Below are 11,767 nucleotides of genomic sequence, written 5' to 3' on the forward strand. Positions count from 1 at the left end.
TTGTAAAGATTTAAAAATGAATCTACTAGGTGTAAAAAAATGTAGAGACTAATCTTTTATGTTCAAATTTTTCTAACTTTATATTCCTAAAATTTTTCGGATATGACTGTAAATCAAATACTAAACACAAAAGGGAAAAATGTTTATTCCGTACGTACAACAACCACTGTCTATGAAGCACTGAAAGTGATGGGCGAAAAAAATATAGGCGCTATCCTTATTATCGATGGTTCTGAGTTGAAAGGAATATTGTCTGAAAGGGATTATGCACGAAAAATTGTTTTAAAGGATAAATCATCAAAAGAAACATTTGTTGACGAAATCATGGAAAGTACTGTTTTTACAGTAAAACTTTCAGATAATTTAGAAGATTGCATGGAGCTGATGAGTACAAAAAGAATAAGGCACCTGCCGGTTTTAGAAGACGGAATTGTTGTAGGCATTATTTCGATTAGTGATGTCGTAAAAGCTATTATCGAATTGCAAAAAGATACGATAAATTATCTTAACTCTTATATTTCTCAATAAGATTAAACAATAAAAAAACTTACAAATAGTCCGAAATTAAATCGGACTATTTTTTTTGCAATATTTGACTTTTTTCCGGAAAAGAATGCTGAAAAACAGATAGTTTTAAAGCAAGACTTATATCTTTGTGAGGAAACTAAAGCGAAAACGAATGAATAAAGACACTAAAAGAAGAGAGGCGTTATTGTATCATGCAGAACCGACTCCAGGGAAAATTCAGGTAGTTCCGACTAAAAAATACGCAACCCAAAGAGATTTATCTCTGGCGTATTCACCGGGAGTTGCAGAGCCGTGTTTAGAAATCGCAGCAAACGTTGAAGATGTTTATAAATATACAGCAAAAGGGAATTTAGTAGCCGTTATTTCAAATGGCACAGCTGTTTTAGGTCTTGGTGACATAGGTCCGGAAGCCGGGAAACCTGTCATGGAGGGAAAAGGTTTACTGTTTAAAATTTTCTCGGATATTGATGTTTTCGATATTGAAATCGGGACAAAAGATGTTGAAGAATTTATTCAGACGGTAAAAAATATTGCTCCAACTTTTGGAGGGATTAATCTTGAAGATATTAAAGCGCCCGAATCTTTTGAAATAGAAAGAAGACTGATAGAAGAGTTAGATATTCCGGTAATGCATGATGATCAGCATGGAACCGCTATTATTTCTTCGGCGGCATTAATTAATGCTTTAGAATTGGCAGGTAAAAAAGCCGAAGACGTAAAAGTTGTCGTTTCCGGAGCCGGATCTGCTGCGATAGCCTGTACAGATTTATATGTTTTACTGGGCGTTAAAGTTGAAAATGTTTTGATGTTCAATAGTAAAGGACTTTTAACAAAAGATAATCTTTCGCTTTCAGAATTACAATTGAAATATGCTGTGGATGGAGCTAAAATTGATTTGGCAGAAGCTGTAAAAGGTGCTGATGTTTTTATTGGATTGTCTTCTGGAAATATTTTGTCTCCTGAAATGCTGTTATCAATGGCTGATAATCCTATCGTTTTTGCAATGGCAAATCCAAATCCTGAAATAGATTATAATTTAGCAACAGAAACCCGTAAGGATGTTATTATGGCTACAGGCCGTTCAGATTTTCCAAATCAGGTCAATAATGTTTTAGGGTTTCCTTATATTTTCAGGGGAGCTTTAGATGTAAGGGCTACAAAAATTAATGAAGCTATGAAAATGGCAGCTGTAAAAGCACTGGCATCATTAGCGAAACAATCTGTTCCGGAACAGGTTAACGTAGCTTATGGCGCAACAAAATTAGGCTTTGGCCGAGAGTATATTATACCGAAACCATTTGATCCAAGGCTTATTGCTGTGGTTGCACCAGCTGTTGCAAAAGCAGCTATAGAATCAGGGGTTGCCAAAAATCCAATTGCAGACTGGTCTGCCTATGAAGAAAAACTCTTAGAACGTTTGGGCAACGATAATAAGATGGTTCGGTTAATTACAAACCGTGCAAAGATAGAACCAAAACGAGTTGTTTTTCCTGAAGCTGAACATCTGAATGTTTTAAAAGCAGCTCAAATTGTGTATGAAGAGGGGATAGCTTTTCCAATTCTATTAGGGAATAAAGAAATTATTTTAGAACTTAAAGAAGAATTAGGTTTTGATGCAGACGTCGAAATTATTGATCCGAAAGTAAAAGATGAAGAGCAAAGAAGGGATAAATTTGCAAAATCATACTGGTCAGCCAGAGAAAGACGTGGTATATCGTTGCTAGATGCCCAAAAATTAATGCGTGAAAGAAATTATTTTGCAGCAATGATGGTTAACGAAGGTGAAGCGGATGGTTTGGTTACGGGTCATTCCCGAAGTTATCCTTCGGTTTTAAAGCCAATGCTGCAATTAATAGGCAAAGCAAACGGGGCTTCTCTTGTAGCAACAGCAAACATGATGCTTACAGCAAGGGGACCAATGTTTTTATCGGATACGGCGATTAATATTAGTCCGTCAGCTGAAGATTTAGTAAATATTGCATTAATGACGGCCAAGACCGCTAAAATGTTTGGGGTTGAACCTGTAATTGCAATGGTTTCATATTCAAACTTTGGATCATCAACCCATCAAAATGCTTCAAAAGTCAGAGATGCAGTTGCCTTTTTACATAAAAATTATCCTGACATGATTGTAGATGGGGAAATTCAGGCAGATTTTGCACTAAACCCTGAGATGCTTGAGGAAAAATTTCCTTTTTCTAAATTAGCCGGTAAAAAAGTAAATACACTGGTTTTTCCTAATTTGGAATCCGCAAACATAACCTACAAGTTGCTAAAAGAATTGTATCAGGTAAATTCTATTGGTCCAATTATGATGGGGATGGGAAAACCTGTTCACATTTTTCAGTTAGGAGCAAGTGTGGAAGAGATGGTAAATATGGCGGCAATTGCAGTTATTGATGCCCAGGAAAAACAATTAAAGAAAATTAAACTGGGCAAATAACGGGTTTATACAGTTGTTAACATTGTCCTAATTTTATTATATTTGGCACCACAAATAATATTATGATAGCACATTTGCAGGGAAAATTAGTGGAGAAAAATCCAACAGAGGTAATTATTGATTGTGCAGGAGTTGGATATCAGGTCAATATCTCCTTGCATACTTTTTCACTAATTCCAAATACTGATTTTATAAAATTATATACGCATCTTTTAATCAAAGAAGATGCACATACTTTATATGGTTTTGTTGAAAAATCCGAAAGGGAAATATTTAGAATGCTAATATCTGTTTCTGGAATAGGAGCTAATATTGCCAGAACTATGCTTTCCTCTATAGATCCAAAACAAATTATAAATGCTATTGCTTCAGGAGATGTTGGTGTTATTCAGTCCATTAAGGGAATTGGTAATAAAACTGCGCAAAGAGTTATATTGGATTTGAAAGAAAAAGTCTTAAAATTGTATGATCTGGATGAAGTTTCTGTTGTTCAAAACAATACAAACCGGGATGAAGCGTTATCTGCTTTAGAAGTTTTAGGTTTTGTAAGAAAAACATCGGAAAAGGTTGTTGAGAAAATTGTAAAAGAAGATCCGGAAGCTACTGCTGAAACTATTATCAAAAAAGCATTAAAGGCTTTATAATTATTATATGAGACTGAATTGTATGCGTAAAATTTTACTTTTTTTACTGGTTTTATTTTGTGGCTATGCTTTGCAGGCACAGGTAAATCCAACAATTCAGGATACTGCTAAAACCGGATTTTCTGTTGGAAAATTAGAATTAGAAAATCCGCCAAGCGTACTTTCGGGATACAAATATGATCCTATCTCAGACCGATATATTTATACCAATTCGGTTGATGGTTTTTCTATCGATTATCCTCTGGTTTTGACCCCAAAACAATACGAGGATTTACTGCTTAAAGAATCCAGAAGAAATTATTTTAGGCAAAAAATGATTGCTATTGATGGAAAAAAAGCAGGCAGTGAAGACGCAAAAAAAGATTTATTGCCAAGATATTACATTAATTCCAGTCTTTTTGAATCTATTTTCGGAAGTAACACAATTGATGTAAAACCTACAGGCTCTGTTGAAATGGATTTGGGATTGCGATATAACAAACAGGATAACCCATCATTTTCACCCAGAAACAGATCAAGCCTTACTTTTGATTTTGATCAGCGAATCAGCATGAGTTTAATGGGAAAGGTAGGTACCAGATTAGAAGTGAATGCCAATTATGACACCCAGTCTACATTTGCTTTTCAAAATTTATTTAAACTTGCATACACTCCTACAGAAGATGATATTGTTCAGAAAATAGAAGTAGGTAACGTGAGTATGCCTTTGAATAGTACTTTAATTCGTGGAGCACAGAGTTTGTTTGGTGTTAAAACACAGTTGCAATTCGGAAAAACAACTGTTACCGGAGTTTTCTCTGAACAGAAATCACAAACAAAAAGTATAGTTGCCGAAGGTGGCGGAACAATTCAGAATTTTGATTTGTTTGCACTGGATTATGATAGCGATAGGCACTTCTTTTTATCACAATATTTTAGAAATAAATACGATGCTTCTCTTAGAAATTATCCGTTAATTGATAGCCGTGTACAGATTACAAGGCTGGAAATTTGGGTAACAAATAAGCAAAACCGTGTAAGTACCACCAGTAATAACCTGAGGAATGTTATTGCGCTTCAGGATTTGGGGGAAAGTCAGCTTACAGGATTATCTGATTCACAGGTTGTAGTTATAAATCCTTCTACAGGTTTTTTCAGTAAACCTGTTGACTCACCAACTGATAATGAAAATAACAAATACAATCCTGAATTAATTGGTCAGCCGGGATCGTATTTAAATTCAAATATTAGAGAAATTGTAACAGCCAATGCTGGTTTTAATAATGCTAATGTTCCAAATGTAAGTGAAGGAACTGATTATTCAGTACTTGAAAATGCGAGAAAATTAACTGCTGCTGAATACACATTTAATCCTCAATTAGGTTATATTTCCTTACAACAACGTTTGGCTAACGATGAAATATTAGCAGTAGCTTACGAATATACAGTCGGAGGAGAAGTTTATCAGGTAGGGGAGTTTGGTAGTGACGGTGTTGACGGTACAGTAGTGACAGGGAATGCTCAAAATAATAATCAGGCCGTTATTACGCAAAGTTTGATTTTGAAAATGCTGAAAAGTAGTTTAACGAATGTTAAAAACCCGGTTTGGAATCTGATGATGAAAAATATTTATCAGATACCAGGAGCTTATCAGGTTAAGCAGGACGATTTTAGGTTCAATATCCTTTATACAGATCCTTCACCGATAAATTATATAAAACCAGTTGATGAAGCAAATCCTTTTCCTGACAACATACCGCCTAATACAGATCCAAACGACTATTACATAACTAATACACCTCTGCTTAAAGTTTTTGATTTAGATAAGTTAAATTACAATAATGATCCGCAAACAGGTGGAGATGGTTTCTTCGATTATCTTCAGGGTATTACTTTTGATGCACAAAACGGAAGAATTATTTTTACTACTAAGGAGCCATTTGGTGAACTTCTTTTTAAAAAAATGCAAATTTCAGGAAACGGAGAAAACTATAACGATACGGGAACATATAACGCAAATCAAAGAAAATACGTATTCAAAACGCTCTACACAGAAACTCAGACAAAAGCACTTCAGGACAGTGATAAAAATAAATTCTTACTAAGAGGAAAATATAAATCATCAGGAAGTGACGGTATTCCGATTGGTGCTTTTAACGTTCCGCAAGGTTCTGTTGTGGTTACAGCGGCAGGGAGGGTTCTCGTAGAAGGGATTGATTATAGTGTGGATTACCAGCTAGGACGTGTGCAGATTTTGGATGCCTCTTTACAGGCTTCAAATACACCAATAGAAGTTTCCTTAGAGAACAATTCGGTTTTTGGCCAACAGACCAGAAGGTTTATGGGACTTAATGTTGAGCATAAAATCTCAGATAAATTTATTGTTGGCGGGACTTATCTTAAGATGACTGAAAGGCCTTTTACTCAAAAGTCAAGTTACGGTCAGGAATCTGTAAATAATACTATTTTCGGATTTAATGGTAACTATTCAACTGAAATTCCATTTTTTACCAGACTGGTAAATAAGCTGCCAAACATTGATACAGATGTGCCTTCTAATCTTTCGATAAGGGGAGAAGTTGCCTTTTTAAAACCGGATGCGCCAAAAGCAAGTGATTTTGAAGGAGAAGCGACTATATATGTTGATGATTTTGAAGGTTCTCAATCTACTATAGATATGCGGTCTGCTTATGCATGGAGCCTGGCTTCAACGCCATTTATTAATAGTGCGGGTGATAATACTTTTGGAGCAGCATCTAATAGTTTAGATTATGGCTATAAAAGAGCAAAACTCGCCTGGTATTCTATAGATCCTATTTTTTATACCCAAAAACCAGACGGAATATCAAATGACGATTTGTCTTTAAATACTACAAGAAGAATTTACAGTAAAGAATTATATCCAAATACAGATATTGCCCAGGGACAGCTGCAGGTAATCAATACCCTTGATTTGACTTATTTTCCATCTGAAAGAGGGCCTTATAACAATAATCCTGATTTTGCTACAAATCCGGCAAATGCTAATTTTGGAGGAATTATGCGATCTCTGAATTCAACCAATTTTGAACAAAGCAATGTAGAATATATTCAATTTTGGGTACTTGATCCTTATGTAGGAAATGCGTCGACTCCACCTTCAAATGTTGGAAAAATATACTTTAATTTAGGTGAAGTTTCTGAAGATATTTTAAAAGACGGAAGAAAGCAATATGAAAACGGGCTTGGACCGGATCAGATTATTGCTCAGCCAATTACTGGTCAGGCACATTGGGGTGACGTACCTGCTTCGCAATCCTTAATTTATGCTTTCGATAACAACGCAGGAAACAGGTCTAATCAGGATGTTGGTTTGGATGGGTTGCCAAATTCAAGAGAAGCGTCTATTTATACCAATTATGCTGGAGAGCCGGATCCTGCGGCAGATGATTATACTTATTTTCTTAATACAGAAGGAGGCGTTCTGGATCGTTACAAAAAATATAATGGTGTCGAAGGAAACTCAGCTGTTGATATAAATGATGCCAACAGAGGTTCAACAACACTTCCGGATGTAGAAGATATAAATCGTGATAATACGATGAACACTATTAATGCTTATTACGAATACAGTATTGATATGAAAGAGGGAATGGAAATTGGACAAAATTATATTACTGATATTAAAACAATAAATAATGTAGAATTGCCAAACGGAGGCAACACAACAGCCAGATGGATTCAGTTTAAAATACCGGTGAGACAGCCGCAAAAAAAAATTGGGACTATTGATGATTACAGGTCTATTCGATTTATGCGAATGTTTATGACTGGTTTTAATGATCAGATCACAGTTCGTTTTGGAGCATTGGATTTAGTTAGGGGAGAATGGAGAAAGTACGAAAATTCTCTTCAGGCAAATAAAGCCCCTGATCCCGGAACTATTTTTGATGTTCAGGCAGTAAACATACAGGAAAACAGTACAAAATGCCCGGTAAATTATGTAATGCCTCCAAATGTTCAGAGAGAGCAATTGTATAATAATAATACCGTAATAAATCAAAATGAACAATCTTTAGCGTTACGTGTTTCAGGAAATGGACTGGAAGTAAATGATGCGAGGGCAGCTTTTAAGAACGTAAGTCTTGATATGCGCCAGTACAAAAAACTGAAAATGTTTCTTCATGCTGAATCATTAGAAAAAGAAGTGTCAATAGGAGATGATGAAATGGTTGCGTTTATTCGTTTTGGAAATGACTTTACAGAAAATTTCTATCAGGTTGAAATACCATTGAAAGTTACCGTTACAGGAGGAGGCTGTAATATAAATCCTGATTTGGTCTGGCCCGAACAAAATGCAATGGATTTAGCTCTTTCTTTGTTAACAAAAATGAAAATTAAGGGTATGAGTATAGATCCTTCTAAACGAGATGTTAATGGAATTTATTACCCTGATGAAGATGCAGATATTGTAGGAGATGTTGATTTAAGGGATGGTGATAGCAGATTAAAATTAGGTATTAAAGGGAATCCTAATTTTGGTTTGGTTCGAAATTTAATGGTAGGTTTAAAAAACAGTAATACTACTGATAAAAATATAAAAGGAGAAGTTTGGTTTAACGAACTCAGATTGTCTGATATGGATAATAAAGGAGGTATGGCTGCCATATTAAACGTTGATACAAACATGGCAGATTTTGCTACTGTTTCTGCAACAGGCCGAAAAAGCACTATTGGTTTTGGGTCTATTGAAGAAGGTGCAAACGAAAGAGATCGTGAAGATATTCAGCAATACAACATTGTTACGAATCTGAATTTAGGAAAGTTATTGCCGCCTAAATGGGGGATAAACCTGCCATTTAATTATGCAATTGGAGAAGAAGTGATCACGCCTGAATATGATCCGTTCAATCAGGATATTAAGTTGAAACAATTGCTCGATGAGACCACAGATCAGGCTCAAAAAGACAATATTAAAAACAGGGCAATCGATTATACCAAGCGTAAAAGTATAAACTTTATAGGTGTTAGAAAAGACAGGGCGCCTGAGCAAAAGCCACATGTTTACGATGTAGAGAATTTTACATTTTCTCAATCCTACAATCAGGTACAGCGTCATGATTATGAGATTGAAGATTATGAAGATGAAATGTCGAATTCTGCAGTTAATTATGCCTATTCATTCCAGCCAAAAGAAGTGATGCCTTTCAAACAGACTAAATTCATGAAAAAAAGTGAATACTGGAAACTGCTCAGCGATTTCAATTTCAATTATTTGCCATCAAATATTTCGTTCAACAGTAATATTATCAGACAAAGTAACCGCCAGCAATTCAGACAGGTTGAAGATGTTCAGGGAATTGGTTTGGATCCTCTTTACAGAAGAAACTTTGCGCACAATTACCAATATGGATTTGGTTTCAATCTGACTAAATCTTTAAAGTTGAATTATACAGCATCTTCAAACAACATCGTTAAAAACTTTCTGAATGACGATAATACTCCTAAAGAAGATTTCAGCATTTGGGACGATTATTTTGATCTCGGAACACCTAATCAGCATACACAGCAGTTTGTTTTAAATTATGATATTCCAATTAATAAAATACCTGTTTTTAGTTTTGTAAAAGCAAATTACTCTTATACGGCAGATTATAACTGGCAACGTTCTTCAACAGCATTGTCTCAATATGAAGAAGAAAATCCGGATGGAACTTTTACAACCTATGATTTAGGTAATACGATTCAGAATGCAAATTCAAATACGTTAAGTACAACTTTTAACATGACAACATTGTACAAGTATTTAGGGTTGACACCAGGAGCCAAAAAAGCTGCAAAACCAAAGCCGGCAGGACCTCCAAAACCGGGAGAAAAAATAGTCAATACCAATAAAGCTCCAACAGCCAGAAGTCCTTTTTATGATGGTTTGATTGGGATTTTGACAAGCGTAAAAAACATTCAGGTAAATTATACTGAAAACAGTGGGACAGTACTGCCCGGTTATACTCCTGGGATCGGATTTTTAGGAACCTCTAAGCCAACTTTAGGATTTATTTTTGGTAGTCAGGATGATATACGATATGAAGCTGCCAGAAATGGCTGGCTGACAAATTATGATAATTTCAATCAAAATTATACTCAGGTTAATACTAAACTTTTGAAAGTAACAGCAAATGTTGATTTGTTTCCTGACCTTAAAATAGATTTAACTATGGATAGGTCGTACTCTGAAAATTCTTCAGAGCAGTACAGTGCTGTTAATGGTATATATGAGCCTCTGTCTCCTTATACGTATGGAATGTTCTCCATTTCAACAGTATTAATTAAAACCGCATTTTCTGCAAGCGATGAAAATGTATCTGCTGCTTTTGATGATTTTAGGGAAAATCGTCTGACGATAGCAAATCGTTTGGCCGAGGAACATTACGGGGCAGGTAATGCAATTCCGAGGTATAATCCTAATGATCTTCCGCCACCGCCAACAGATCCTACAGTAGAAGATCCATTTAAAAAACAAAGAGAAATTTATGCATCAAATGAAGGATATCCAATAGGATATGGAAAAAGTAATCAGGCAGTTTTGCTTCCGGCATTTCTAGCTGCTTATTCGGGGGCTGACGCATCAAGTTCCTCGACTGGGATTTTTAGAAATTTTCCTATTCCAAACTGGAGTGTGAAATACAACGGACTAATGCGTTATAAATATTTTAAAGACAGGTTTAAACGTTTTTCTTTGCAGCATAATTACAGGGCTTCTTATACAATTAATCAGTTTAGATCTAATTTCGATTATAACGAAAATCCGGATGGTTCGGATGTAAATGGGAATTTCTTCAATAAAACGATTATGTCAAATGTCAATTTGGTAGAACAGTTTAGTCCGTTGCTTCGTGTTGATTTTGAATTAAAAGGATCATTGCGAGTACTTACAGAAGTGAAGAAAGACAGGGCTTTGTCAATGAGTTTTGATAATAATTTACTGACCGAAGTAAAAGGCCTTGAGTATGTTGTTGGTTTAGGGTATCGTTTCAAGGATGTAATTTTTTCATCGACTTTGGCGGATAATCCAACCGGAATTATAAAAAGCGATATTAATATCAAAGCCGATTTCTCCTATAGAAATAATCAGACTTTAGTTCGTTATCTGGATTATGATAATAATCAATTGGCAGCCGGGCAAAATATATGGGCAATAAAACTTACGGCCGATTATGCTTTTAGTAAAAACTTAACGGCTATTTTCTATTACGATCATTCGTTTTCGAAAGCAGTAATTTCAACATCATTTCCTCTTACCAATATTCGATCAGGGTTTACACTCCGATATAATTTCGGAAATTAATTTTGTGATTATAAACTAATTTTATTAGAAGATTGTTACATTTGTTGCTTTAAAATTAAATTATCAATTTCAATAAAAGTATTATGAGCATACCGGCAAATTTAAAATACACAAAAGATCACGAATGGGTTAGCATCGACGGAGATGTTGCAACAGTAGGAATTACTCATTTTGCTCAAAAAGAATTAGGGGATATTGTGTACGTTGAAGTAGAAACTTTAGACCAGACATTAGATAAAGATGAAGTTTTTGGAACAGTAGAAGCTGTAAAAACGGTTTCTGATTTGTTTTTGCCTTTATCTGGAGAAATTATTGCTTTCAATGAAGATCTGGAAAGTACTCCTGAAGCGGTAAACTCTGATCCATACGGAGCCGGATGGATGATTAAAATTAAAATTGCCAACGCTTCAGAAATTGATTCATTGTTATCAGACGAAGCATACAAAAAATTGATAGGTGCCTAAACAACTGCTTTTATTGTGGGCTATAATTTGCACAGGGATAATAACGTATCTTTGTCTGACAGACTCGGGTAATATTCCAGCAGTTAGTTTTCCCAGTATTGATAAAATAGTACATTTCTGTTTTCATTTTGGTTTTACAATTTCATGGATTGTGTTTTTCAAAAAGGAACTCAAAGGAAAGACAACTGATGATTTTAAAGCTTATTTGATTTCGTTTATATTTTCAGTTTTTTTTGGAATAACGATTGAAATACTGCAAGGTGTTTTTACCAAAACCAGGGCAGCAGATGTTGCAGATATTTTAGGTAATGCAATTGGCGCTACTGCGGCTGTTTTTACGGCAATAGCTTTTAAAAAGCAAATAGATAAAATATAAAAATATGAA

At 35.1% G+C, this 11,767-nt stretch carries 6 protein-coding genes; all 6 read left to right on the forward strand.

What is annotated here, in order from left to right:
• The first annotated feature begins 102 nt into the window (after positions 1 to 102).
• The 6 genes from GXM17_RS04390 to GXM17_RS04415 all read left to right on the forward strand — a co-directional run bounded on the left by GXM17_RS04390 (position 103) and on the right by GXM17_RS04415 (position 11,758).
• Positions 103 to 528 (forward strand): CBS domain-containing protein, encoded by a 426-nt coding sequence (locus GXM17_RS04390; RefSeq protein WP_163398070.1) that lies wholly within the window; start codon positions 103 to 105, stop codon positions 526 to 528.
• Between the two features lie 151 nt (positions 529 to 679).
• On the forward strand, positions 680 to 2,971 hold the full coding sequence (locus GXM17_RS04395; RefSeq protein ID WP_163398071.1) for an NADP-dependent malic enzyme: 2,292 nt from the start codon (positions 680 to 682) through the stop codon (positions 2,969 to 2,971).
• Between the two features lie 62 nt (positions 2,972 to 3,033).
• Entirely contained in the window at positions 3,034 to 3,615 is a 582-nt protein-coding gene (gene ruvA / locus GXM17_RS04400) for a Holliday junction branch migration protein RuvA (protein ID WP_163398072.1), read from the forward strand.
• A gap of 22 nt (positions 3,616 to 3,637) precedes the next feature.
• Positions 3,638 to 10,918, forward strand: coding sequence for a T9SS outer membrane translocon Sov/SprA (gene sov / locus GXM17_RS04405; RefSeq protein ID WP_163398073.1), 7,281 nt, complete (start codon positions 3,638 to 3,640; stop codon positions 10,916 to 10,918).
• Between the two features lie 83 nt (positions 10,919 to 11,001).
• The gene (gene gcvH / locus GXM17_RS04410; RefSeq protein ID WP_163398074.1) at positions 11,002 to 11,382 is read left to right on the forward strand and encodes a glycine cleavage system protein GcvH; all 381 of its coding nucleotides are present in this window, start codon (positions 11,002 to 11,004) and stop codon (positions 11,380 to 11,382) included.
• Positions 11,375 to 11,758, forward strand: coding sequence for a VanZ family protein (locus GXM17_RS04415; protein WP_163398075.1), 384 nt, complete (start codon positions 11,375 to 11,377; stop codon positions 11,756 to 11,758). The genes gcvH and GXM17_RS04415 overlap by 8 nt, the downstream gene beginning before the upstream one ends.
• Positions 11,759 to 11,767: the final 9 nt, after the last annotated feature.

This window comes from Flavobacterium fluviatile, from assembly GCF_010645065.1.
Classification (GTDB): Bacteria; Bacteroidota; Bacteroidia; order Flavobacteriales; family Flavobacteriaceae; genus Flavobacterium; species Flavobacterium fluviatile.